Annotated in this window: 16 protein-coding genes; 8 read left to right on the top strand and 8 right to left on the bottom strand. The window is 74.7% G+C overall.

The genetic code is table 11. The features are described from left to right. The first annotated feature begins 10 nt into the window (after positions 1-10). From ACFVXH_RS23430 to ACFVXH_RS23405, 6 genes are all read left to right on the top strand, one after another. A complete protein-coding gene (locus ACFVXH_RS23430; RefSeq protein WP_387826835.1) occupies positions 11-5,305 on the top strand; it encodes an SDR family NAD(P)-dependent oxidoreductase in 5,295 nt (1,764 codons plus the stop codon). A gap of 46 nt (positions 5,306-5,351) precedes the next feature. Beyond that, complete coding sequence (locus ACFVXH_RS23425) at positions 5,352-6,557, top strand: NAD(P)/FAD-dependent oxidoreductase (RefSeq protein WP_049652989.1); 1,206 nt, start codon at positions 5,352-5,354, stop codon at positions 6,555-6,557. A gap of 50 nt (positions 6,558-6,607) precedes the next feature. Continuing rightward, the gene (locus ACFVXH_RS23420; protein WP_380778495.1) at positions 6,608-7,603 is read left to right on the top strand and encodes a quinone oxidoreductase family protein; all 996 of its coding nucleotides are present in this window, start codon (positions 6,608-6,610) and stop codon (positions 7,601-7,603) included. A gap of 93 nt (positions 7,604-7,696) precedes the next feature. Next, on the top strand, positions 7,697-9,202 hold the full coding sequence (locus tag ACFVXH_RS23415) for a class I SAM-dependent methyltransferase (RefSeq protein WP_380778497.1): 1,506 nt from the start codon (positions 7,697-7,699) through the stop codon (positions 9,200-9,202). Positions 9,203-9,221: 19 nt separating this feature from the next. Continuing rightward, positions 9,222-9,878, top strand: coding sequence for a CatB-related O-acetyltransferase (locus tag ACFVXH_RS23410; protein ID WP_074004757.1), 657 nt, complete (start codon positions 9,222-9,224; stop codon positions 9,876-9,878). Positions 9,879-9,957: 79 nt separating this feature from the next. Further along, on the top strand, positions 9,958-10,917 hold the full coding sequence (locus ACFVXH_RS23405; RefSeq protein ID WP_117490417.1) for a zinc-binding alcohol dehydrogenase family protein: 960 nt from the start codon (positions 9,958-9,960) through the stop codon (positions 10,915-10,917). 87 nt (positions 10,918-11,004) lie between these two features. On the opposite strand, the gene dpgD is transcribed toward ACFVXH_RS23405, so the two are convergent. From dpgD to ACFVXH_RS23365, 8 genes are all read right to left on the bottom strand, one after another. Then, positions 11,005-11,805 (bottom strand): enoyl-CoA-hydratase DpgD, encoded by an 801-nt coding sequence (dpgD, locus tag ACFVXH_RS23400; protein ID WP_049652977.1) that lies wholly within the window; start codon positions 11,803-11,805, stop codon positions 11,005-11,007. Further along, complete coding sequence (locus ACFVXH_RS23395) at positions 11,805-13,244, bottom strand: benzaldehyde dehydrogenase (RefSeq protein WP_049652975.1); 1,440 nt, start codon at positions 13,242-13,244, stop codon at positions 11,805-11,807. The genes dpgD and ACFVXH_RS23395 overlap by 1 nt, the downstream gene beginning before the upstream one ends. Before the next feature lie 77 nt (positions 13,245-13,321). Beyond that, positions 13,322-14,986: a thiamine pyrophosphate-binding protein gene (locus ACFVXH_RS23390; RefSeq protein ID WP_387826828.1), complete on the bottom strand. Its 1,665-nt coding sequence runs from the start codon at positions 14,984-14,986 to the stop codon at positions 13,322-13,324. Next, complete coding sequence (dpgC, locus tag ACFVXH_RS23385) at positions 14,986-16,206, bottom strand: (3,5-dihydroxyphenyl)acetyl-CoA 1,2-dioxygenase DpgC (RefSeq protein WP_387826825.1); 1,221 nt, start codon at positions 16,204-16,206, stop codon at positions 14,986-14,988. The genes ACFVXH_RS23390 and dpgC overlap by 1 nt, the downstream gene beginning before the upstream one ends. Before the next feature lie 85 nt (positions 16,207-16,291). After that, positions 16,292-17,002 carry an enoyl-CoA-hydratase DpgB gene (gene dpgB, locus ACFVXH_RS23380; protein WP_049658312.1) on the bottom strand — a complete coding sequence of 237 codons (711 nt, stop codon included), beginning with the start codon at positions 17,000-17,002 and terminating at the stop codon, positions 16,292-16,294. 47 nt (positions 17,003-17,049) lie between these two features. After that, positions 17,050-18,180 carry a 3,5-dihydroxyphenylacetyl-CoA synthase DpgA gene (gene dpgA, locus ACFVXH_RS23375; protein WP_380739811.1) on the bottom strand — a complete coding sequence of 377 codons (1,131 nt, stop codon included), beginning with the start codon at positions 18,178-18,180 and terminating at the stop codon, positions 17,050-17,052. Positions 18,181-18,364: 184 nt separating this feature from the next. Beyond that, entirely contained in the window at positions 18,365-21,112 is a 2,748-nt protein-coding gene (locus tag ACFVXH_RS23370) for an AAA family ATPase (RefSeq protein WP_387826821.1), read from the bottom strand. A gap of 183 nt (positions 21,113-21,295) precedes the next feature. After that, entirely contained in the window at positions 21,296-23,116 is a 1,821-nt protein-coding gene (locus ACFVXH_RS23365; RefSeq protein ID WP_387826818.1) for a 2-isopropylmalate synthase, read from the bottom strand. Between the two features lie 502 nt (positions 23,117-23,618). Between ACFVXH_RS23365 and ACFVXH_RS23360 the strand changes: the two genes are divergently transcribed. Both ACFVXH_RS23360 and ACFVXH_RS23355 read left to right on the top strand, forming a co-directional pair. Further along, positions 23,619-24,713 carry a sensor histidine kinase gene (locus tag ACFVXH_RS23360; protein WP_158077755.1) on the top strand — a complete coding sequence of 365 codons (1,095 nt, stop codon included), beginning with the start codon at positions 23,619-23,621 and terminating at the stop codon, positions 24,711-24,713. Continuing rightward, a complete protein-coding gene (locus tag ACFVXH_RS23355) occupies positions 24,685-25,386 on the top strand; it encodes a response regulator transcription factor (protein ID WP_049659142.1) in 702 nt (233 codons plus the stop codon). The genes ACFVXH_RS23360 and ACFVXH_RS23355 overlap by 29 nt, the downstream gene beginning before the upstream one ends. Positions 25,387-25,565: the final 179 nt, after the last annotated feature.

The raw sequence follows: 25,565 nt of genomic DNA, 5'->3' as shown, positions 1-25,565 counted from the left end.
AGAGGACAGCATGACTACCCCGCCGGAGCGGATCGTCGAGGCGCTGCGCGCCTCGATCAAGGACAACGAGCGGCTCAGGAAGCAGAACGAGCGGCTGTCGGCGATCGCCGACGAGCCGATCGCCGTCACCGGCATGGCCTGCCGGCTGCCCGGCGGGGTGCGCACGCCCGAGGACTTCTGGCGGCTGCTCACCGAGGGCGGCGACGGCATCGGGCCGTTCCCCGCCGACCGCGGCTGGGACCTCGGCGAGCAGAGCGCCACCGCCCAGGGCGGGTTCCTCTACGACGCCGCCGAGTTCGACCCCGGCTTCTTCGGCATCGGCCCGCGCGAGGCCCTCGCCATGGACCCGCAGCAGCGGCTGCTGCTGGAGACCTCCTGGGAGGCCGTCGAGCGGTCCGGCATCGACCCGCTCACCCTGCGCGGCAGCCGGACCGGCGTGTTCGCCGGCGTGATGTACCACGACTACGCCGCCCGGCTGGACGAGGTGCCCGACGAGGTCGCCGCCTACCTGGGCAACGGCAGCGCGGGCAGCGTCGCCACCGGCCGGGTCTCGTACGCGCTGGGCCTGGAGGGCCCGGCCGTCACCGTGGACACCGCCTGCTCCTCCTCGCTGGTGACGATCCACCTGGCGGTCCAGGAGCTGCGCCGCCGGGGCTGCGACCTGGCCCTGGCGGGCGGCGTCGCGGTGATGTCCACGCCCGGACTGTTCGTGGAGTTCACCCGGCAGAAGGGCCTGGCGGCGGACGGCCGGTGCAAGGCCTTCGCGGACGCGGCGGACGGCACCGGGTTCTCCGAGGGCGTCGGCATGCTGATGCTGGAGCGGCTCTCCGACGCCCGCCGCAACGGGCACCCGGTGCTCGCGGTGCTGCGCGGCAGCGCCGTCAACCAGGACGGCGCCTCCAACGGCCTGACCGCGCCCAACGGCCCGGCGCAGGAGCGGGTGATCCGCCAGGCCCTGCTCTCCGCCGGTCTCACCGCCGCCGACGTGGACGCCGTCGAGGCGCACGGCACCGGCACCACCCTGGGCGACCCGATCGAGGCCCAGGCACTGCTCGCCGCCTACGGCCAGGAGCGTGAACTCCCGCTGCTGCTGGGGTCGGTGAAGTCCAACATCGGCCACACCCAGAGCGCGGCCGGGGTGGCCGGGGTGATCAAGACGGTGCTCGCGCTGCGGCACGGCGTGCTGCCCCGGACCCTGCACGTGGACCGGCCGTCCTCGCACGTGGACTGGTCGGCGGGCGCGGTGGAGCTGCTGACCGAGCAGCGGGAGTGGCCCGAGACCGGCCGCCCGCGCCGGGCCGGCGTCTCCTCCTTCGGGATCAGCGGCACCAACGCCCACGTCATCGTCGAGCAGGCCCCGGAGGAGCAGCCCACCGAGCAGCCCGGCGAGGAGCCCGCCGAGGGGCAGGCACCGTCGGCCGGCACCGGCGCCCCGTGGCTGCTGGCCGGCCGCACCGAGGCCGCCGTACGGGCCCAGGCCGGGCGCCTCGCCGAGCACCTGGACGCCCACCCCGCGCTCGCGGCCGTCGACGTCGCCCACTCGCTGGCCACCGGCCGCTCCGCCTTCCCCCACCGCGCGGTGGTGGTCGGCGCCGACCGGGCCGCGCTCGCCGCCTACGCCGCCGGGCAGGACCCGGCCGCCGTGGTGGCCGGCACGGCGGACGTGACCGGGCGCACGGTGTTCGTGTTCCCCGGCCAGGGCTCCCAGTGGGCCGGGATGGCCGTCGAACTCCTCGACAGCGAACCGGTGTTCGCCGCCCGCATCACCGAATGCGCCGACGCCCTCGCCGAGTTCACCGACTGGAACCTGATCGACGTCCTGCGCGGCGCCGACAGCGCACCCGGCTACGACCGGGTCGACGTCGTCCAGCCCGCCCTCTGGGCCGTCATGGTCTCCCTCGCCGCCCTCTGGCAGGCCCACGGCATCCAGCCCGACGCCGTCATCGGCCACTCCCAGGGCGAGATCGCCGCCGCCACCGTCGCCGGCGCCCTCACCCTCCAGGACGGCGCCCGCGTCGTCGCCCTGCGCTCCCAGGCCATCACCGCCATCGCCGGAAACGGCGGCATGGTCTCCATCGCCCTCCCGGCCGAGGACATCGACCTCACCCCCTGGCACGACCGGATCTCCGTCGCCGCCGTCAACGGCCCCACCTCCACCGTCGTCGCCGGAGACGCCGACGCCCTCGACGAACTCGTCGAACGCCTCACCACCGACGGCATCCGCGCCCGCCGCATCCCCGTCGACTACGCCTCCCACTCCGCCCACGTCGAGCGGATCCAGGACGACCTGCTCACCCTGCTCGCCCCCGTCACCCCGCGCGGCGCCGACATCCCCTTCCACTCCACCGTCGACAGCCGGTGGCTGGACACCACGACGATGGACGCCGCCTACTGGTACCGCAACCTGCGCCGGACCGTCCGGCTGGAGGAGGCCGTCCGCGCCCTGCTCGCCGAGGGCTTCACCACCTTCGTCGAGATCAGCCCCCACCCCGTCCTCACCCCCGGACTCCAGGAGACCCTGGACGAGACGGCCGCGCCCACCGTCACCTGCGGCACGCTCCGCCGCGACCACGGCGGCCCGACCGCCTTCCTGGCCTCCGCCGCCCGGCTGCACGTCCGGGGCGTCCCGGTCGACTTCTCCCCCGCCCTCGCCGGGGCCCGCCGGGTCGACCTGCCCACCTACCCCTTCCAGCGCGGCCGCTACTGGCTGGAGGGGCCCCGCGAGGACGCCTCGGCCGGCGCCCTGTTCCGGACGGTCTGGCGGCCCGTCGGGGGCGCCCGCACCGGCCGCCCGGACGGCCCGATCGCCGTCCTCAACGCCGGCCCCGGCTCCGCCGACGGGCTGGTCCCGTACGCCGACCTGGCCGCCCTCGCCGCCGCCGAGGCCGTCCCCGCCACCGTCCTCTACCACCTGCCCGCCGCGGCGGGCCCGGACGCCGGGCTGCCGACGGCCGTCCGCGCCGCCGTCAACGGGACCCTCGACCTGCTCCGCGCCTGGCTCGCCGAACCCCGGCTGGCCGCCTCCCGCCTCGTCCTGGCCACCCGCCGCGCCGCCGGCCCCGGCCTGGACGACCTCGCCCTGGCCCCGGTGTGGGGGCTGGTCCGCTCCGCCCAGGCGGAGTACCCGGGCCAGTTCGCCCTGCTCGACCTGGACGACTCCGCCGCCTCCGCCGCGGCGGTCCCCGCCGCCCTGGCCACGGACGAGCCCCAGCTGGTGATCCGCGACGGCGTTCCGCACGCGGCCCGCCTGCTGCCCGTCCCCCACGAGCCGGCCCGCCCGATCGACCCGGCCGGGACGGTGCTGGTCACCGGCGGCACCGGCACCCTCGGCGCCCTGCTCGCCCGCCACCTCGTCACCGACCACGGCGCCCGCCACCTGCTGCTCACCAGCCGCAGCGGCCCCGACGCCCCCGGCGCCGCCGAGCTCACCACCGAACTCACCGAACTCGGCGCCACCGTCACCGTCACCGCCTGCGACACCGCCGACCGCGACCGACTCGCCGCACTGCTCGCCGACATCCCCACCGACCACCCCCTCACCGCCGTCATCCACACCGCCGGCGTCCTCGACGACGGCATCCTGGACTCGCTCACCCCCGACCGGGTGGACACCGTGCTCCGCCCGAAGGTCGACGCCGCCGTCCACCTGCACGACCTGACGGCCGGCCACGACCTGGCCGCCTTCGTGCTGTTCTCCTCCGCCGCCGCCACCCTCGGCAGCGCGGGCCAGACCAGCTACGGCGCGGCCAACGCCTTCCTCGACGCGCTCGCCGAGCGCCGCTGCTCCCGGGGCCTGCCCGCGCAGTCGCTCGCCTGGGGCCTGTGGGCGCAGCCCAGCGGCATGACCGGCGGGCTGGCCGAGGCGGAGCTGTCCCGAATGGTCCGCGGCGGGGTGGCCCCGCTCTCCTCCGCCGAGGGCCTGGCCCTGTTCGACGCCGCGCTGGCGGCCGGGGACGCCACCCTGGTGACCGCCCGCCTGGACCTGCCCGCCATCCGCCGCCGGGCCGCTCCCGGGCCGCTGCCCGCACTGCTGCGCGATCTGGCGGCCGGTGCGCCGTCCCGGCGCCAGGAGCCGGCCGGGGAGTTCCCCGAGGACACCGCGGGCCCGTCCGCCGCCGAGCGGCTGGCCGGGCGGCTGGCGGACGCCGGGGAGGTGGAGCGGGAGCGGATCCTGCTCGACCTGGTGCGCGGCGCGGTGGCCGGGGTGCTCGGCCACGCGGGGCCCGAACAGGTCGACCCGGGGCGGCGGTTCCTCGAGCTCGGCTTCGACTCGCTGACGGCGCTGGCGCTGCGCAACCAGCTGGGCGCGGCCACCGGGCTCCGGCTGGCCACCAGCCTGATCTACGACCAGCCCTCCCCGGCCCTGCTCGCCGCCCACCTGCGCGAGCGCCTCGCCGAGCGGGCCGACGCCCACGCCGACGGGCGGGCCGCTGAGGCGGACGCCGCCGTGGCCGGTACCGAGCCGGACGGCCCGCTGGCGACGCTCTACTGGCAGGCCTGCGAGCAGGGTTCCTCGATGGCCGCGCTGGACCTGCTCAAGGCCGCCGCCGGCTGCCGGCCCTCGTTCCGGACCGCCGAGGAGGCCCCGGCCGCCGAGCCGGTCCGGCTGGCGCAGAGCCCGGACGGCCCGGTGCTGGTCTGCCTGCCGTCCTTCGGCCCGGTCTCCGGCCCGCACGAGTACGCCCGGTTCGCCGCCGCCTGCCGCGGCCGCCGCGAGGTCCTGGTGCTGCCCCAGCCGGGCTTCCTGGCCGGCGAGCTGCCGCCCGCCGACCTGGACGCGCTGGCCGGCCTGCACGCCGGGTCGGTGCTCCGGCACACCGGCGGCCGGCCGTTCGTCCTGGTCGGCCGCTCGGCCGGCGGCTGGATCGCGCACGCGGTGGCCGCCCGGCTGGAGCGGCTCGGGACGGGCCCGGCCGGGCTGGCCCTGGTCGACAGCTACGACCCGGACTACGACCAACTGCCGCTGCTGGAGCCGTCGATGTCCGCCGCGATGAAGGACCGCGAGTCGGCCTTCGCGCTCGCCGACGACATCCGGCTGGCCGCGATGGGCGCCTACCACCGGCTCTTCGCGGGCTGGCGCCCGGAGCGGATCGCCGTACCGACCCTGCTGGTGCGGGCGGCCGACCCGTGGACCGAGGAGATCCGGGAGTCGGCCGGCTGGCAGGCCGTCTGGTCGCTCCCGCACACCGCCCTGGACACCCCCGGCGACCACTTCTCGGTCCTGGAGGACCACTCCGACACCACCGCGCGCACCGTGCTGGCGTGGCTGGCCGACGCCGTCGAGCCCGCCCTCAGACCCCTCTGACGGCCGGCCGCTGATCCACCGTTCGAACCTCCTCAGGAGACAGCTCATGAAGATCGTCATCATCGGTGCAGGGCTCGGCGGCGTCGCCTCCGCCCTGGCGCTCACCCGCTCCGGCCACCAGGTCGAGCTCTACGAGCAGGCGGACGAGCTCCGCAAGGGCGGCTACGGGGTGATCCTGTGGCCGAACGCCACGGGCATCCTGACCCAGCTGGGCATCGACCACACCGACCTCGGCCACCGCCTCGACCGGGTGGACATCACCTCGGAGACCGGCCAGCCGCTGGTCAAGGTCGACCTCGACCGGATCGCGCGCGACTTCGGCTCGCCGAACAAGGTGATCCGCCGCAGCGAGCTGGTCGAGGTGCTGGCCGCCGCGCTGCCGCCGGGCGTGCTGCGGTTCGGCGCCCGCGCCACCGTCATCGACGAGCCCGCGCCGGGGACGGACGGGCCGGTCGCGATCACCTTCGAGGACGGCCGGCGGATCGAGGCCGACGTGCTGATCGGCGCGGACGGCCACCGCTCCTTCGTCCGCAAGCACCTCTTCGGCTTCTCGCCGGCCGAGCACACCGGCTGGGCGACCTGGCACGGCACCACCCCGCTGCCGGTGGAGCTGACCAACAGCAACCGGGTGCAGACCATGGCCGGCGAGCACGGCCTGTGCGTGATGCACCCGCTCGGCGAGTCCATGCTCTACTGGGCCTTCGAGACGCCGTGGGCGGACGGCGACGCGGTCCCGCCCGGCGCGCCCGGCTCCCCCGACGGCACCGGCCCGATCGGCGCCGACGGCCGGCCGCAGTCCGCGGTGGCCAACCTGCGGGCCCGGTTCGCCGGCTTCTCCTCCCCGCTGCCCGAGCTGCTGGAGTCGATCAGCGACGAGGACGTCCAGGTCTTCCCGCACATCCTGCACCAGGTCCCCAAGGTGTGGGGGCGCGGCCCGGTGACGCTGCTCGGCGACTCGGTGCACGCCGTCCCGCCGCGCACCGGCATGGGCGCCAACCAGGCGCTGGAGGACGCCTGGGTGATCGGGCGGGCGCTGTCCGGCCAGGGCTCCCCCGCCGAACTGCTGCGCCGCTACGAGAAGATCCGCCGCCGCCGGGTCAAGATGCTCTACCACTACGCCGCGGCGACCGGGAAGCAGGGCCAGTCGGTGCCCGGCCTCTTCAAGCGCTCCAAGGACGGCATCTCCTTCACCGGGTTCCAGCGCTTCCAGATCAAGGCCTTCAGCAACTACCTGAACGCCAAGCCTCGCTGACGGTCCGTCAGTTCACACGCCACCCGTTCCCAGAGAGAGTGACACCCGCCATGAAGATCATCCGTCAGCACGCCTACGGCGGCCCCGAGGTGCTGGAGCTGGAGGACCTCGAACTGCCCGAGCCCGGCCCGGGACAGGTGCTGCTGCGCACCCACGCCGCGGCCGTCACCTTCTTCGACATCCTCAACCGGCGCGGCGACCTCGCCAAGCGCGACTACTACCGGGCCGACGCCGCGCTCCCGCTGGAGCCCGGCTACCAGGGCTCCGGCTACGTCGAGGCGCTCGGCCCGGACGTGACCGGCGTGCGGGTCGGCGACCGGGTCGCCTGGGCCCTGGCGGCCGGCTCGTACGCGAGCCATGTCATCGCCCCCGCCGCTCAGTTGATCCCGGTGCCGGAGGACATCGACCTCGGCGAGGCGGCCGGCCTGCCGGTGCAGGGCCTGCTCGCGTACAAGCTGACCCACGAGGCGTACCCGCTGGCCGAGGGCGACTGGGCCCTGGTGCAGTCGGCGGCCGGCGGCGTGGGCACGCTGATCACCCAGTTCGCCCGGATGCGCGGCGCGCGGGTCATCGGCGTGGTCTCCGCCGAGGAGAAGGCCGTCGTCGCCAAGGAGGCCGGCGCCGAGGCGGTGATCGTCTCCGGCGACACCGAGGACGTGGCCGCCGAGGTCAAGCGGATCACCGGCGGCGAGGGCGTCCGGGTGGTCTACGACGCGGTCGGCAAGGACACCTTCGAGGCGAACCTCGACAGCCTGGCCCCGCGCGGCTACCTGATCAACTTCGGCCAGGCGAGCGGCTTCGTCCCGCCGCTGGACCTGATGACGCTGAACGACAAGGGCTCGCTGTTCGTCACCCGCTTCTGCCTGCCGCACTTCTTCGACGAGTCGTGGCCGCCGCTGAACTTCCTGGAGCGCTGCTTCCAGTGGATGCGCGAGGGGAAGCTGACCGTCCGGATCGACTCCCGCTTCCCGCTCGGCCGGGCCGCCGAGGCGCACGCCGCCGTCGAGGAGCGCCGCACCAGCGGCCGCGTCCTGCTCATCCCCTAACACCCCCCTACACCCCCTGAATTCCCCTCAGAACACGCTTCTCGCACCATATTCGGATCTGCCTCGCAGACCGGGACGGGTAGGCTCCGCACCATGAGTGACACGAGCGCGATTTCGGTCGCGCGCGCCACGATCGACGAATTCACCGGCTCGACCCCCGCCGAACTCGACGGCGTATTCCGCCGGCTCGCCGCGGAATTCCAGGCGGACGGTTCCCTCCGCCCGGACGCGCTCGCCGGAATTCCGGCCCTGCTGGACGCGCTGGACACCGTCCCGCCCGCACACCAGGCCAGGCTCGCCCTGCTGCTCGGGCTGCTGGCCGAGGCCGCCGGCCCGGACGGCGGCTTCCCCGCCCACGAGGCCGTCCGGGCCGGCCTGGACCGCTACCTCCGGCTGCTGTCGGACAGCGGGACGGACGCCGGTCGCGGCGCCGCCCTGTTCTTCCTGCTGGGCCACTTCCCCGAGGACGGCGAGCGGATCCTCGCCGCCCTCCCCGGCACCGGGGTGGACCGGGACGACCTGTCCCGGCTGGCCCGCTGCCTCCAGCCGTGGGAGACCGCGGACGCCGCGACCCGGTGGAACCTCGGCCGGGTCTTCCCCTCCCCCGCCGTCTGGGGCCTGACCGAGCAGGAGCGGGCCACCGCCCCCGCGCTCGACCAGTGGCTCGGCCTGCCCGCCGAGCGCACCGCCGAGCTGTGGGCGACCGAGACCCGGGCGCTGCTGGCCTACTCCGGCGCCAAGGCGGTCTGGGCCTGCGAGCACGGCGCCACGGTGTCCCCGTTCGTGGTGCCCGCCCCCGAGGAGGAGCGGACCGCCGAGCCGTCCCCGGCCGCGGACGTCCTGCGGGGCCACGCCCGGGCCGTCCGCTGCCCGCGCTGCCGACAGCCGCTGGCCGGCGGCACCGAGGCCGCCGTCTGCACCGGCTGCGAGGCCGTATTCCCGTCGGTGGACGGGCTGTTGGACTTCCACGACCAGCCGTCCGGCCCGAGCGACCCGCTGCTGGCCGGCCGGTACGAGCGCGGCCTGCGGGCCGGGTTCGTCCGGATCATGGGCGCCAACTGGGGCGGCTGGGTGTCGCTCGACGACGAGGACGCCTACCTCAGCGAGCACGTCCGGCCGGTCGACGGCCCGGTGCTCGACCTGGCGGCCGGCGCCGGCCGCTGGACCAGGGTGCTGGCCCGTTCGCTCGGCGAGGAGCGGGTGATCGCGCTGGACCTCTCCGCCGAGATGCTGGCCCAGCTGCGGGCCAAGCTGGACCGGGTCCTCACCGTCCGCGGCAGCGCCCTGGAACTGCCGTTCGAGGACGCCTCGCTGGGCGGGGTGAACTGCTGGAACGCGCTGCAGGCCATCCCCGACCCGGAGCGGGCGATCCGCGAGGTCGGCCGCTGCCTGCGCCCGGGCGGCACCTTCACGGTCATGACCTTCCGTCAGGCCGCAGACCCGCTCTACCGACAGTTCCAGAGCCGGCTGGAGCGCCAGGCGCACCGCGGCTCCTTCGACCCGGAGCAGCTCACCGGCTGGCTGGCCGACGCCGGGATGACCGTGCACGACCTGTCCGGCCCCGGAAACTTCCTGTTCGTCACCGCCGTCAAGGCATAGTCCCGCACGAGGAGAGGCCATGCCCGTCAGCCCCGACCCTTCCCAGACGTACCTTCCGGGAATGGACAACAAGGTGGTGTTCCTGAAGAACCTGATCAGCTCCCCGCTGATCGAGGTGGGGGAATTCACCTACTACGCCGACATCGACGACCCGGCGGCGTTCGAGACCCGGAACGTGCTCTACAACTTCGGGCCCGAGAAGCTGGTGATCGGCAAGTACTGCGCCATCGGCACCGGCACCCAGTTCATCATGCCGGCCGCCAACCACCCGATGATCGGCTCCACCACCTACCCGTTCTTCATGTTCGGCGGGGACTGGACCGCGCGGACGGTGGACGCGCTGGCTACCGTCGCCAGCCGCGGCGACACCGTCATCGGCAACGACGTGTGGATCGGCCGGGAGGCCGTGATCATGCCGGGCGTGACGATCGGCGACGGCGCGATCATCGGCACCCGGGCCGTGGTCACCTCCGACGTGCCGGCCTACGGCGTGGTCGGCGGCAACCCCGGCAAGCTGATCAAGAAGCGCTTCGAGGACGCGGACATCGACCGGCTCGCCCGGATCGCCTGGTGGGACTGGCCGGTCGAGGCCGTCACCGAGCACGTCCGCACCATCTTCACCGGCTCCCCCGCCGAGCTCGAACTGGCGGCCAAGGAAGCCGGTCTGATCAACTGATGTTTTCCCCGGTCCCCGGCCGCCCTCGGCCGGGGACCGGCGTACGTTCGGCCCGATCACCTGTGAATGGAGTAGCACCATGGACGCCGCAGTCCTCCACACGCTCGGCAAGCCGCCCCGCTTCGAGCGGTTCCCCGAGCCGACCGCGGGCGAGGGCGAGGTGCTCGTCCAGGTCCTGGCGGCCGCGCTCAACCCCTCCACCAAGGCGGTCGCCGGCGGCGGCCACTTCGCCAGCTCCGACAACCTGCCCGCGGTGGTCGGCCTGGACGGCGTCGGCCGACTGGAGGACGGCAGCCGGGTGTTCTTCGGCGGGGCCCGCAAGCCGTACGGCTCGATGGCGCAACTGACCGTCGCCCGCGCCCCGTTCACCTGGCCGGTGCCGGACGGCGTGGACGACCTCACCGCCGCCGCGCTGCCCAACCCGGCGCTCTCCTCGTGGATACCGCTGGAGCACGCCGCCAAGCTGCAGCCCGGCGAGACCGTCCTGGTGCTGGGCGCCACCGGCGCCGCCGGCAAGCTCGCCATCCAGATCGCCAAGCACCTGGGCGCCGGACGGGTCGTCGCCGCCGGCCGCAACCAGGAGGTCCTGGACACCCTGGGCGAGTACGGCGCGGACGCCACCGTCCCGCTGAACGGCACCCAGGAGGAGATGGCCGAGGCCTTCGCCGCCGCGGCCGGCGACACCGGGTACGACGTGATCCTGGACTACCTGTGGGGCAAGCCGACCGAGGCGCTGCTGACCGCGATGACCCGCAAGGACTTCCACCTGAAGAGCTCCGGCCCCCGGCTGGTGCAGATCGGCGAGTCGGCGGGCGCCACCATCGAGCTGTCGGCCGGCACGATCCGCAGCGCGGGCCTGACCATCGTGGGCGGCGGCTTCCCGCCGCCGCAGGCGTTCCTGGACATGTTCAACCGCCTGATGGCGGGCGCCGCCGCCGGTGAGATCCGGATCGACACCCGGGCCGTGCCGCTGGCGGAGATCGAGCAGGCCTGGCAGGCCGAGGACACCGGGCACAAGCGCCTGGTCATCGTCCCGTAGTCGCCGCGGTCGACGCGGTCACCGCACGACGACCGAGGCCGCCGCCGGATTCCCGGCGGCGGCCTCGTCGTTGCCGTCACTGTCGCGTCAGGTGCCGGTCCACTCCGGTTCGCGCTTCTCCAGGAAGGCCAGCGGGCCCTCCTCGGCGTCCCGGCTGTGCATCCGGCGCTCCTCCCAGACGTAGCGGGTGGCGAAGGACTGCTCCAGCGGCGTGGTGAGGGCCTTGGCCGCCGCCTCCTTGACCGCGCGGACGGACAGCGGGGCGCAGCGCAGGATGTCGCGCACCCAGCCGTCCACGCAGTCGTCCAGCTCCCCGGCCGGCACCACGTCGTTGACCAGCCCGTACTCCAGCGCGCGCCGGGCGCTCAGCCGGCGGCCCGTCATCAGGTGGCCCAGCGCGGCCCGGTAGGGCAGCTGCTGGGCCAGCCGGAACACCCCGCCGGCGCCGGCGATCAGGCCGAGCTTCGCCTCGGGCAGCGCGAAGACGGCGTCCTCGGCGGCGACGATGATGTCGCAGGCCAGCGCCAGCTCGAAGCCGCCGCCCATGGCGAAGCCCTGGACCCGGGCGACGACCGGCTTGGAGAGCGCGAACCGCTCGGTGAGCCGGGGGTAGCCCGGCTTGCCCCGGCTGCCGAAGGTGGAGGTGGCGGTGCCGGCCCTGACCCGTTCGGCCAGCTCCTTGAGGTCCTGGCCGACCGAGAAGGCCCGGTCCCCGGCGCCGGCCAGCACCACCACCCAGACCTCGGGATCGGCCTCGACCTCGTCCCAGATCCCGCACAGCTCCTCGTGCATGCGCAGGTCCATCGCGTTCAGCACCTCGGGCCGGTCGAGGGTGACGTACCCGACCCGGCCCTTCCTCTCGTACCGCACCCGTGTCGGCTCGGCCATCAGAACGGGTACCTCGCCGGGGTCTCGCGGACGGTCAGCCACTGCCACTGGGTGTACTCGTCCCAGCTGTGCTCGGAGCCGTGCCGGGTGCCGTTGCCGGAGGCGCCGCGGCCGCCGTGCGGCACGTGGGCCTCGTCGTTGATGGTCTGGTCGTTGACGTGGACCATGCCGGTGCGCAGCCGGTCGGCGATCGCCCGGCCGCGCCGTACCGAGCCGGTCTGGACGGCGGCGGTGAGCCCGTACGCGGTCCGGTTGGCCAGTTCGACGGCCTCGTCGTCGTCGGCGACCACGGTGACCGGGGCGACCGGCCCGAACACCTCCTCGGTGAAGGCGGGCATGTCGGGGGTGACGCCGGCCAGCACGGTCGGCTCGAAGAACGGGCCGCGCCGGGCGCCGCCGGCCAGCACCACGGCGCCGGCCGCCACCGACTCGCGGACGATCCGCTCGACCCGGTCGAGCTGCCGCTCGCCGATGACCGGGCCGAGGTCGACCTCCTCGCGGAACGGGTCGCCGAGGCGCAGCTTGCGGGCGCGGTCGGCGAGCAGCTCCAGGTACCGGTCGGCGACGGCGCGGTGCACCAGGTGGCGCCCGGCCGCCATGCAGATCTGGCCCTGGTGGAAGAAGGAGCCCCAGGCCCCGGACGAGGCCGCGGCGTCGAGGTCGGCGTCGTCGAGGACGATCAGGGCGTTGTTGCCGCCGAGTTCGAGCGAGACGCGCTTGAGCATGCCGCCGGCGACCGCGCCGATCCTGGCCCCGACCTCGCTGGAGCCGGTGAAGGCGATCATCGGCACGTCGGGGTGGCGGACCAGGGCCTCGCCGACCTCGGCGTCGCCGGGCAGCACCTGGAGCAGCCCGGCGGGCAGGCCCGCCTCCTCGAAGAGCCGGGTGATCACCCGGCCGCCGGAGACCGGGGTGTGCACGTCGGGCTTGACCACCACGGCGTTGCCGAGGGCCAGCGCGGGGGCGACCGCGCGCATCGCCAGCACCAGCGGGACGTTCCAGGGGCTGATCACGCCGACCACCCCGAGCGGCACCCGGCGGGCGAAGCTCTCCCGGCCCGGCTCGGAGGCCAGCAGGTGGCCGTTGGGGCGGGTGGGCAGCGCGGCGGCGGACCACAGCTCGTCCAGGACGGCGCCGACCTCGAAGTCGGCCTTGCCGCGCACCGATCCGCCCTCGCGGACCAGCAGGTCGACGATCTCCTGGCGGTGGCGCTCCAGCACGGCGGCGGCGCGGCGCATGACGGCGGCGCGCCCGGTCGGCGGGGTCGCCGCCCAGCCGGGCTGGGCCTGCGCGGCGGCGGCCACGGCGGGGTCCACGTCCGCGGCCGCGGCCAGCGAGACCACGGCGATCGGGCGCCCGGTGGCGGGCTCCCGTACCTGGAGCTCGCCACCGGAGAGTGCCGGGTCGAGCCCGGCGTCCAGCTGAATGAGACCGCTCATCGCGGCCACCTCCCTTGTCAGTGGTTCGGCCCCGACGAACGGCGTACCGGGGCGTGTCCGTCGGGCACGCCCCCGGTTCAACGAGGCGGGGTGTGCCCGGTGATGGGCACGTCGACCAGGAGCGGCGCGGTCGCGGACGCCGACTTGGCGACGATCTCGGTGAGTTCGGCGGGGTGGGAGACCCGGACGGCCTCGATGCCGAAGAACTCGGCGGCGGCCCGGAAGTCCAGCCGGTGGCGCCCGCTGTCCGGGCCGAAGGCCAGGTCCAGGCCGAGGTAGCGCCCGCCCCGGGTGGAGCGGCTGTCCCAGGTGTCCAGGGTCTCCTTGAGGGTGCGGTACTCGCCGTTGTTCATCACCACGAAGGTCACCGGGACGCGGTAGTGGCCGGCCGCCCACAGGCCCTGGAGGCCGAACATCGCGCAGCCGTCGCCGAGCACGGCGACCACCGGGCGGCTGTCGTCGCCCATCCGGCGGCCGACGGCGGCGCCGATGCCGTGGCCGAGGCCGCCGCCGACGGTGTGCAGGTACGAGCCCGGGCGGTCCTGGCGGAGCACCTGGCGCAGCCGCAGGCCGGTGGTGATGGCCTCCTCGACCACCACGGCGTCCTCGGGCAGTCCGGCGGCCACGGCGTGGGCGGCGGCCAGCGGGTCGAGCGGGCCCGGTCCGTACGCGGCGAGCGCGGCGCGGTCGGTGGCGGCCCACCCGGCCGCCGCCCGCCGGCCGGCGGCGGCGGTCCGCTCGGCGGCCCGCGGGACGCGTCCGGCGAGCTGCTCCGCGAGGGTGGCCAGGGAGGGCCGCAGCGCGCCGTGCAGGCCCAGTCGGACGCCGAAGTTGCGGCCCAGTTCGGCGGCGTCGGCGTCCAGTTGGAGGACGGTGGTGGTCTCCGGGATCGGCGAGCCGGGGGTGTAGTGGTGGGCCATGAAGGCGTGGGTGCCGACGATCAGGACGGTGTCGTGGGCCGCCAGGGTCTCCCGGATCGCGGCGTGGGTGGCGCCCAGCATGCCGCCGTACAGCGGGTGCGAGGTGGGGAAGTCCAGGTTGTCGTTCATCGGCTGGTGGTACGTCACCGCGCCGAGCGCCTCGGCGAGCGCGGTCAGTTCGGCCACCGCGCCGTCGCGGCCGACGGCGTCCCCGGCCACCAGGGCGGGGCGCTCGGCGGCGGCCAGCAGCCCGGCGGCGGCGGCGAGTTCGGTGGCCGGGCCCTGCGGGGCGAGGGTGGAACGGCCGGGCACCTCGACGTCGACGTCCTCGGTGAGCAGGTCCATCGGGATGGACAGGAACACCGGCCCGGCGGGGGCGCGCCGGGCGGCGGCGAAGGCCCGGGTGAGCATCAGCGGCAGGTCGTGGGCGTGCTGGACGTCGAAGGTCTGCTTGACCGCCGCCGAGGCCAGGCCGATCAGGTCGCCCGAGAGCATCGGGTCGCAGGCCAGGTGGCGGCGGTCCTGCTGGCCCGCGGTGACGACCATCGGGGTGCGCGAGCGGCTGGCGTTGAGCAGCCCGACCAGGCCGTTGGCGAGGCCGGCCGCGATGTGCAGGCTGACGAAGGCGGTGCGGCCGGTGGCCCGGGCGTAGCCGTCCGCCATGGCGACCACCGAGCCCTCGTGGGCGCCGAGCACGTAGTCGATGTCCCCGGCCGCGCTGAGCGCGTCGGTGAAGGGCAGTTCGCTGGTGCCGGGGTTGCCGAAGACGGTGGTGACGCCCTCGGCCCGGAGGATCTCCAGCATCGCCTCGACCGGGCGCATCAGGCGTCCTTCGCCGGGCGGCGGGTCCACGACGCGCCGACCTTGGCGATCACGTCCAGCCCGTACAGCCGCAGGGCCTGCTGGAGGGCGAACTCGGCGAGGTAGTGGCGGAAGGTCTCGACGGGCTCCTCGGCACGGTGGAGCATGTGCCGGTTGGCGACCACCGCGGGGCTGGCCAGCCGGGCGGCGGCGGCCTCCACGGCCGCGTCCATGGCCCTGGGCTCGACCACCTCGTCGAACAGCGCGGCGGCGTCGGGCTCGCGGGCCCAGATCTTGCGCCCGCCGAGGATGACCTGGCGGGAGACCCGGCCGCCGGCGAGCCGGGTGAGGCGCAGGTTGCCGAGGCCGGGGACGATGCCCTCCTGGGCGGCCGGCAGGCTGAAGTAGCTGTCGGCGGCGGCGATCACGTGGTCGAAGACCATCAGCAGCTGCGCCCCGCCGCCGATCGCGAAGGTGTCCACGGCGGCCACCCAGGGCTTCTCCAGCGTGCGCTGCGGCCAGGCGCGGTCGTCGTCGACCAGCAGGCCGCGGTAGATCTTGCTGATGTAGCCGATCTCGCGGCGCATCAGGAAGTCCGCGTACGAGATGGTGCCCTCGTGCAGCTCGGTGAGGTTGATCCCGGCGCTGAACACCCGGCGGCCGAGGTAGCGCCGGTGGGTCATCTCGCCGCCGCGCAGGACGCCGACCTCGGTGGCCGGGTCGAGCAGGACGAGGTCCACCGCGGTCTCCATGTCCTCGACATGGGCGTTGGTCTCGGCGTTCAGGCAGTGGTCGTTGTGGACGGTCACGTGGGCGGTGCCGTCGCGGCGCTCGATCCGGACCACGCCGAGGTCGGCGCTGCCGGTGCGGCTGAACTCCGGGAGCAGGGCCAGCGCCCGCTCGGTGGGGCGCAGCATCGCGTCGATCAGGTGCCGGCCGCACTCGGGGTGGGCGAGGACGGCCTGGAGGAAGATGCCCTGGTCGATCTCCAGGCCCTCCTTGTCGGCCTGCCGCAGCCCGTGCTCGGCGGCCAGCTGCGCCTCGCCGGGCACCAGGCCGGGGTGGCGTTCCCCGGCCCGGCGCAGCAGCTCGTCCAGTCGAAGGTGGACGGTGCGCTCCTCGGTGAGCGCACCGTAGACCTCTGCGACGTGCTCCCGCAGGAAGCGCTGCCGGGACAGCCTGGCCTCCGGGGCGGTGTCCACGCTGCGCGCGGTGTCCAGGGTGAAGACTGGGACGGTCATGACAGCTGTTTCCCTCGGTGGGTCGGGTACGGGTCGGGTCGGGCGCCGGCCGGCCCGGGCGCGGGACGGTCGGGCGCCGGACGGGTCAGGCCCGGTCGGCGGACTGGTTGCGGAGCGTCCGGTCGCAGGCCGCCAGGTGGGCGCCGAGCGACTCCTCGAAGCTGGTGGTGGTGGCGTCCAGCAGCAGCCGGCGACGGATCGCCAGCTCGCCGCCGACCAGCCCGCCGAGCAGCGCGCCGGCGCTCTCGACGGCGGCGGCGACGCCCGCGCGGTCCTCGACGACCCGGTCGAACAGGCCCAGCTCGGCCCCCTCCGCCGCGGTGACCTCGGTGCCGAACAGCACCAGGCGGCGGGCGCGGGCGACGCCCAGCTGCTGGACCAGGCGGTGGACGGCCATGCCGGGCCACAGCCGGCCGGCGGTGACCGCCGGGCTCAGCCGGGTGTCCGCCGTGGCGATCCGGTGGTCGGCGGCCAGCAGCAGGTCCAGCGCCGGGCCCGCGCACTCGCCGGCCGCGACGGCGAGGACGCCGGCCGGGACGCGCTCCAGGCGGCGCAGCGCGCGCTCCCACTTGTTGACCAGGTGGATGCCGACCTCGCCGGGCCAGGCCTGCTCGCGGACGCCGGCCGTCCCCTCGACGTGCAGCACGGCGAAGGTCGCCCGGTCGGCGTCCTCCAGCTCGTCGCAGACCTCGACGACCTGGCCGATCAGCTGCTCGGTCAGCGGCGCGGAGCAGTCGATCAGGACGTGGCGCCCGGCCGACCCGGTGCGTTCGGGAAGCAGTTCGCTGACGGACATGGGAATTCCTCTTTCGGAAGGTGCGGGCTGTGTCTGGTGCATTCCGGTCAGTACCGGACGAGAGCCGTCTCGATGGTCGATCCGGGGCCCATCGTCATGAAGACCCCGAGGTCGCCGGGCCGGACCTGACCCTCGGCCATCAGCCGCTCGTAGGAGAACAGGAACGAGCCGCTGGAGAGGTTCCCGTAGTCCCGCAGCACCCCGGTGGTGTGCCGGACGTCGTGCCGGGTCAGTCCGAGGTTGATCTGGACCGAGTCGATGACCTTCTTGCCGCCGGAGTGGACGATCCAGTGGGCGATGTCGCTGCGCCGCAGGCCGGTGTCCTCCAGCAGCCTGTCGACGACGAGTTCGGCGTGCGCGCCGACCACGTACGGCACGTCGCGGTCCAGGAAGAAGCTGAACTTGCCCTGGTCGTCGTCCCAGTCGTAGCGCATCGCGTCGACGGCCTCGGGGATGATGCGGCTGGAGAACTTGAGGACGGTCGGGCCCTCGGCCCGCACGCCGCTCTCCGGGCGGTCCAGCTGGCCGTCCGGGTCGGCCATCAGGATCACCGCCGCGGCGCCGTCGCCGAACAGGCTGTTGACCACCGCGGTGCGCATGGTGCCGTCGAAGACGTAGGCCGCCGAGCAGGTCTCGACGCAGACCATCAGGGCCGGCCGCCCGGGGTTGGCGGCGGCCCAACCGGCCACCGCGGTCAGGCCGTTGAGCCCGGCGTTGCAGCCCATGCCGACCACGTCGAGCCGGCTGGTCCGGACGTCGAGGCCCAGTTCCTTGATCAGGTGGGCGGAGAGCCCGGGGGTGAGCAGACCGGTGGTGGTGACGCAGCAGATGTAGCCGATCTCGGAGAGGTCGAGGCCGGTGCGGGCCACGCACTCGCGCACCGCCCGCGCGCCCGTCTCCACGCCCGACGCCCGGTGCTTGCGGAGCAGTTCGCCCTGGGTCTCCATCCGGCGCCCGCCGTCCGGCCCCTCCGGCGGGAGAATGAGGAAACGGCGGTCGATCGCGCTGTTCATGAAAAGCGACCGAATGCGCTGGTCGGTTATCCCGAATATGTCGAGGATATCGCTCTGCGCATAGGAGTCCGGCGGGTTCGCGGTGGCGATGCCGATGATCCGGGGCAATGCCCCGTCCTGTTCCGCGAGCGGTGGCACGTCCTTCTCTGACAAGGTCAGCGCCATGTCGCCCCCCTTTCTGGAAAATTCCGGCCATGGACGACTGACAGACGCATTCCAGCAGGGGCGGACCCGCTCGAACACCCCGGTCCGCCCCTTAGGGCCCCCTGTCTCGGCGGGGCCCCCTGCCCGGCCCCGCCGGGGCTCGACCAGGGGCCCGCCGGGGGCCCGCCGGGGGCCCGGCCGGGGCTCAGCCGGCCCGGGTCAGCGCGCCCATCGCCGTGGGCAGGTCGACCCGGGAGCTGACCCGCAGCTTCCGGTAGGCCCGGGTCAGGTGCTGCTCCACGGTGCTGACCGTCACGTACAGCCGCTTGGCGATCTCCCGGTTGGTGTAGCCGTGCGCGGCCAGCTCGGCGACCCGGCACTCGGCGTCGCTGAGCACCGCGTCGGACACCGCCGGGGCGCTCTCCCGGGCCGACTGGTCGCCGCCGCTGCTCCAGCCGAACTCCACGCCCAGCAGCCGGGTGAGCGGCTGGGCCTGGCACTCCTCGGCCAGCATCCAGGCGCGGCGGGCGGTGAGCCTGGCCCGGCGCAGCTCGCCCAGGTCGTGGTAGGTCCTGGCCAGGTCGGCGAGCGCCCGGGCCAGCTCGTACCGGTCGCCGGCCTCCTGGAGCACGTCCGCGGCCTTGCGCAGCAGGGCCGGGCGCTGGCGCAGGTCGCCGGTGGCGGCGAGCTGGCGCATCGCCACGCCCCGCGCCCGCGGCGCGCACTGGTCGACCATCGCGAGCTGCTCCTCCAGCAGGCGCCGGGCCCCGTCGCGGTCGCCCAGCTGGAGCATCGCCTCGGCGGCCTCGCCGCGCCAGGCGACCAGGCCGGGCACGTCCAGCCCCCACTGGCGCATCAGCTCGCCGCAGGCGAGGAAGTCGCCGAGCGCGGCGTTCAGGTGGCCGGTGGCCAGCTGGTACCGGCCGCGGGCCTGGAGGTAGTGGAGGCCGTAGCGGCTCTGCAGCATCGCCTCCGGGACGGGCAGGTTGAGCTGGTCGGCGGCCTCGTCGTGGCGGCCCATCGCGGTCAGCGCGGTCAGCAGGCTGGCCAGCGCGCCGCCGACCGCCACCCCCCAGCTGCCGGCCGGGATGATCTCCAGCGCCTGCCGGGCGTACCGCTCGGCGCCGGGCAGGTCGCCCTGCCGGACGGCGATCTCGGCCCGGATGGTCGCCAACCGGGCCTGGCGCCCCGGGGACTGGCGGGCGGCCGCCTCCGCGATCAGGCCGTCGCACCAGGGCGCGGCCCGGTCGGCCCGGTCGCCGTAGGTCAGCGCGAGCAGCGCCGACTCGACGGTGTCCATGCCCGTCTCGTCCAGCCGGGAGGTGCGCAGGATCCGCTCGGCCTCGGCGACCGCCTGCTCGGACGGGCCGCGGCTGAGCACCGAGTCCAGCGCGGTGGCCGCCTCCAGCCGCCAGCTGACCGCGGTGGACGGCGCCGGGCGCGGGTCCGGCTCCTCCTCGGCGGACGGCACGTGCGCCAGCAGCGGCGCGTACCAGCAGCGCAGCCACGGCCGGGTGGTCCGCAGCTCGGCCGCGGTCTCCGGGTCGTGCGGGCCGCTCTCCAGGCCGAGCCGGGACAGCACGTCCCTGGCCTCCTCGAAACGGCCGTGCCACAGCAGGGCCTTGGCGAGCACCAGGCCGTCGCTGGGGCGCAGGTGGCCGCGGTGCAGGGCGGTGGTGAGCTCGGTGAGGTGCGGGGTCGGGGCGCCCGGGTTGATCCGCCACTCGGCGCGGACCAGGGCCGTCCTGATCCGGGCCAGCCGGGGCCCGTCCGCGCAGACCCGGCAGGCCAGCCGCAGGTACTCGACGGCCTGGCCGACCCGGCCCTCGGCCAGCGCCAGCGTGGCGGCCTCCTCCAGTACGGGGACGGTCCAGGCCTCCTCGACCCGCCCGGAGGCGAGCAGGTGCTCGGCCGTCGCGGCCGCGGCGCCCCCGCCCGCGTGCAGCAGTCCGGCGGCCCTGCCGTGCAGTTCGGCCCTGCGTTCGGAGCCGGTGTCGAGCAGCACGGCGGCCCGGGCGGCCGGGTGGCGGAAGCCGTCGGGGGCCAGCAGGCCGCAGTCCGCCAGCTCGCGCAGGCCGCGCGCCGCCTCCGCGCCGTCCACGCCGAGCAGCCGGCCGACCCCGTCCGGGGCGCCGAGCACGGCGAGCGCCTGGACGAGCGGGAGCAGCCCGGGGGCGCTCCGGTGCAGCAGGTCGCGCACCGCCTGCCCGTAGCCGTCGGCGACGGCCAGCCCGCCGTCGTCGGTGCCGGCCCGCACCGCCGCGAGCTGGCCGTCGAGCAGGGCGGTGAGCAGCAGCGGGTTGCCGCCGCTGATCCGGTGGCAGTCGGCGGCGAGCCGGTCGGCGGCCTCCCGGCCCAGGCGCTCGGCGACCAGCCGCTCCACACCGTCGGGGGTGAGCAGGGGCAGGACCAGGCTGTGGCAGCCGGGGCGGCGCAGCAGCTCCTGGTGGAACTCGGCGGTGCGGTGGGCGGCCCGGCCGGTCCGGCCGAGGACGGCCATGATCCGGGAGCGGCCGAGCCGGCGGGTCAGGTGGGAGAGGCAGGCCAGCGAGTCCGGGTCGGCGTGCTGGACGTCGTCCACCACCAGGGCGAGCGGCTGCCGTTCGGCCAGGTCGAGCAGCAGCGCGCTCAGTTCCCGGGCGGCCGGCTCCCGCCGGTCCGGGCCGGCCGCGAGCAGTTCGCGGACGGCGGCCCGCTGCTCGGCCGGCACCGGGGCGCCGCGCAGCAGCTGGCCCAGCACGCCGAGCGGCAGGCCGGTCTCGGCGGCCGACCCCACCGCCGTCAGCGGCAGGACGCCCGCCCCGGCCGCCTGCTCGACGAACTCGTCCAGCAGGGCGCTCGTTCCGGTGGCCGCCGGGCCGCTCACCACGGCGATCCGTCCCCTGCCCCCGACCGCCTCGGTCAGCAGACCGGCCAGGAAGGCCAGGTGCTCATCGCGTTCGACCAGCATCATTGCTCAGACTTTCTCTCGTGCGTACGTGCGGGTGTGGGTGGGGGAACCGGCTGCGTGGGACTCAGCGGTGCTCGGGTGGTGCTGGGTGGTGCTCGGTGCTGCTCCGGGGCTCCCGGTGGTGCCCCGTCGGTGGGTCTGTGGTGGGCCCAGCTGGTGTTCGGGCTCAGCGGTGCTCAGCGGTGCTCAGCGGCGCTCGGCGGGGAGCGGGGCGGCGCCCTGGGCCCGGGCCCGCTCCGGTGCGGGCGGGTCCGGTTCGGCCGGGCCCTGGCCGGCCCGGGCGGCGGCGGCCCGGATCGCGGAGAAGGCGGCGGCGTGCAGGCCCGGGCCCCGGCCGAAGCCCCAGGCCGGCCCGTCCGGGAAGGCGCAGCGGGCGTAGACGGCGGCCTCCCGCCCCGGGTCCGCGGACTTGCCCTCGGGGCCGGTGTGCCGGACGTCCCGGACCTCGACGCCCCAGGGCGCCAGGGTCGCGCCGAGGCTGCGCACCTCCTCCGCGCGGACCGTGCCGTCCGCGCTGGCGGGGCCGGCCCCGTCGACGAACAGCTCGGTGGGGACCGGCGCGTGGCGTACGGCCAGCGGCTTGGTCTCGTCCGCGGTGGACCGGTACTCCCGCTCGAAGAGCCGGCCGATCCGGTCCGGCGCGACCTCGGCGCCGGTGGCCTCGGCGACCGCCTGCACGGTGCGGGCGAACTCGATCTGCAGCCCGCGCGGCAGGTCCAGGCCGTGCCGGGCGCTCATGACGTGGGCGACGCCGCCCTTGCCGGACTGGCTGTTCACCCGGACCACCGCCTCGTAGCCGAGGCCGAGGTCCTGCGGGTCGATCGGCAGGTACGGCATCCGCCAGGCGCGGTCGCGCGGGCTCTCGCCGGCGGCGGCGGCCTCGGCCTCCAGGGCGGCGAAGCCCTTCCTGATGGCGTCCTGGTGCGTGCCGGAGAAGGCGGTGTGGACCAGTTCGCCGCCGTAGGGGTGGCGGGGGGAGACCGGCAGTCCGGAGCAGTGCTCGACGGTGCGGCGCACCCGGTCGATGTCGGAGAAGTCGATGCCCGGGTCGACGCCCTGGGTCAGCAGGTTGAGGCCGAGGGTGACCAGGCAGACGTTGCCGGCCCGCTCCCCGCCGCCGAACAGGCAGCCCTCGACCCGCTTCGCCCCGGCCAGCAGGGCCAGTTCGGTGGCGGCCACCCCGGTGCCCCGGTCGTTGTGCGGGTGGATCGACAGGCAGCGGTGCTCGGGGCGGGAGAGGGTGCGGTCCAGCCACTCGATCTGGTCGGCGAACACGTGCGGCATCGAACGCTCGACCGTGGCCGGGAAGTTCAGCACGATCTCGCGGCCCGGGCCGGGCTCCCAGAGGTCCATCACCGCCTCGCAGACCTCGACGGCGAACTCCGGCTCGGTCTCGTTGAACAGCTCCGGGGAGTACTGGTAGCCGACCTCGCAGTCGCCCAGCAGCCGCTCGGTGTGCCGCATCATCGACCGGGTGCCGCGCAGGGCGAGGTCGACGCACTCCGGCCGGCCGATCCCGAGGACGAGGTCGCGGAAGAGCGGCGCGGTCGCGTTGTACACGTGGACGGTGGCGGCGCGGGCGCCGCGCAGGCTCTCCACGGTCCGTTCGATCAGCTCGTCGCGGGCCGGCACCAGCACCGAGACGCGGACGTCCTCGGGTATCCGGTCCTGCTCGATCAGCATCCTGACGAAGTCGTACTCGTCCTGGCTGGCGACCGGGAAGCCGACCTCGATCTCCCGGTAGCCCATCGCCACCAGGAGGTCGAACATGGCGAGCTTGCGGGCCGGCGTCATCGGGCGGGCCAGCGCCTGGTTCCCGTCCCGCAGGTCCGTGGAGAGCCAGCGCGGCGCCGCCGTGGGGGTCCGGTCCGGCCAGGTGCGGTCGGGCAGGGTCATCGGGACGAACGCCTGGTAGCGCCGGGGCAGCCGGTCAGCCTTCACGGTCTGGTTCCTCACAACTGTTTCTTGTTGCGAACATGCGGGAAGTACTGGTCTTGTTGCGGACATGCACGGAGTGATGCTCTTGTTGCGGACATGCAGGAAGTACCGGTCGATTGCGGACGTCCTGTGAACGTCACGCTAGAGAGCCGCCGTAGTCCCGGACAACGGTCTCGCCGGCGCTGTCGGCCCATCCGCGCCGGAGGGATGAGCGGGGGGTATCGAAGGGAGTAGTGGACACTCCACCCCCGGGCCACTCCGCTCCGGCCCCGGTACCACCGGCGGTCCCTCCGCCCGCGCCCGGCCGGGTGGCGGCCGGCACGACGGGACGACTTCCGGCCACCTCCGCCGTCCACTTCTTCACGGCGCGGCCGACCCCCCCTTTGTCACCGGTCCCGGCATTCCGGCCGCGCCTTTGAACTAGTTGAAGATTCGAACACGCTCGACCGGCGAGGGGGCCTCCCGGAGGCCATCTTCACGCCCTCGAATTCGCACGGCGTTCTGGTATCTTGACCCCGCTTGGCCAAGGCGACACGGGGGCCGGCACGTGACCGGTTTGGAGAAGGCAGCCTTGACGACTCGCCAACAGGTGGCGGACCTGATCGAACAACGCACGCCCGAGATAGTCGAGGCCTACGAGGCCTCGCTCCGGGCGGCCGGCAACGCCATCGCGCAGAGCCCGGCCTCGCTGGACCAGGCCCTGGCCACCGCCCGTCAGATCGTCGCCGACGTGGTCACCAGCCTGCGCGTGGGGCAGGTCGAGGTCGACCAGACGTGCAAGCTGCTGGCCTGGGACGTCGGCGCGACACGCGCGGCGGACGGGGTCCACCCCCGGGAATCCGTCCAGGCCTCCTCGGCCTTCTTCCACGCGGCGCTGTCGACGATATTCAGCCACCTTCCGCCCGGATCGAGACAAGTCGACACCCTCACCCTGATCACCCTCGCGCTGGAGCGCGGTGTCGCCCTGCGGATCCGCGAGTCGGTGGCCGCGTACACCGGGTTACTCGTCGACAAGATCCACGAGGCGCAGCTCGACGAGCGGCGCCGGATCGCCCGCGAGCTCCACGACCGGATCGGGCACGGCATGAGCGTGACCCACCGCCAGCTGGAGCTCTACACCCTCTACCTGGACAAGCAGCCGGACCGGGCGAGCGTCAAGCTGGCCACCGCCCAGCAGGCCATCCAGGAGTCGATGCACCACCTGCGCGCGGTCACCTCCGACCTGCACACCCGCCAGCCGTTGAAGAGCCTGGAGAAGGCCCTGCTCAACGACCTGGAGTCGCTGGGCCCCGACGGCGTGGCCGCCCGGCTCCGGGTGAACGGGGACGAGGCCTGGGCTCCGCCGGAGGTGCTCGACGAGGTGTTCCTGATCCTCCGCGAGGGCGTCCGCAACTCCCTGCGCCACGCCCGGGCCACGGTGCTGCTGGTGAACGTCGAGATCACCCCCAACGAGCTCCGCGCCACCGTCGAGGACGACGGCTGCGGGCTGCCGCAGGAGCGGCCGGCCGACGCCGGCGTCGGCCTGTCCTCGATGCGCGAGCGGGCCGAGCTGCTCGGCGGCCGACTACTGGTCAACGGCCGTCCGGACAACGGCACCAGGGTGGATCTCTCGGTACCTCTCAAAGGACGGCTCCTCGATGAACCCGCGCGACGCCGTAGCTGCTGACCCCGCGTCCGCCACCACCCGCGTCGCCCTGGTCGACGACCACGCGCTGGTCCGCGAGGGGGTGCGCGAGATCCTGGAGTCGCAGGACGACATGGTGGTGGTGAGCGAGGCCGCCAACAGCGGCGACGCCATCGCCCAGGTCGCCCGGCACCGGCCGGACGTCGTCCTGCTGGACGTCGAACTCCCCGACGGCGAGCCCACCGACACCGTCACCAGGATGCGGGCGCTCTCGCCGTCCTCGCAGATCATCATGCTGTCCATGTACGACGGCCCCCAGTTGCTCCGACGGCTCATCAACGCCGGCATCCGGGGCTACCTGCTGAAGAGCGTGTGCGGCGACGAGCTGCTCGCGGCGGTCCGCAGCGTCCACCGCGGCTCGGACCGGATGGTCCTGGCCGTCTCCCGGGACAGCCTGGCCCGGATGCAGGGCATCACCGAGAACGTGCTGTCCGCCCGGGAGCTGGAGATCCTGGAGCTGGTCGCGCAGGCGCTGAGCAACGGCCAGATCTCCACCCGGCTGACGATCACCGAAGCCACCGTCAAACGCCATCTGCGCAACGTCTTCGCCAAGCTGGGCGCGGTCTCCCGGATCGACGCCGTGAACAAGGCGATCGCCGCCTCCCTGATCGCGCCCCCGCACGACCAGTCCTGCCACCGCCACCGGGCGGGCTGAGACCTCCTCCGCACGCTCCTTCCCGACTCCCCCGCGCGGCCGGCCGGCACCCCGCCCGGCGCGCCGCCCCGTGCACCGGTCGGCCCGGTCGGCCCGGTCGGCCCGGTTCCAAGCCTCGCCGCGGCCGGCCGGGGCCTCAACCCCTGCCGACCACCTACCGCCCCTGCACCCCGACGGCC

Source organism: Kitasatospora sp. NPDC058184 (genome assembly GCF_042883725.1).
Taxonomy (GTDB): Bacteria; Actinomycetota; Actinomycetes; order Streptomycetales; family Streptomycetaceae; genus Kitasatospora.
This window is presented reverse-complemented; position numbering and strand designations above follow the sequence as displayed.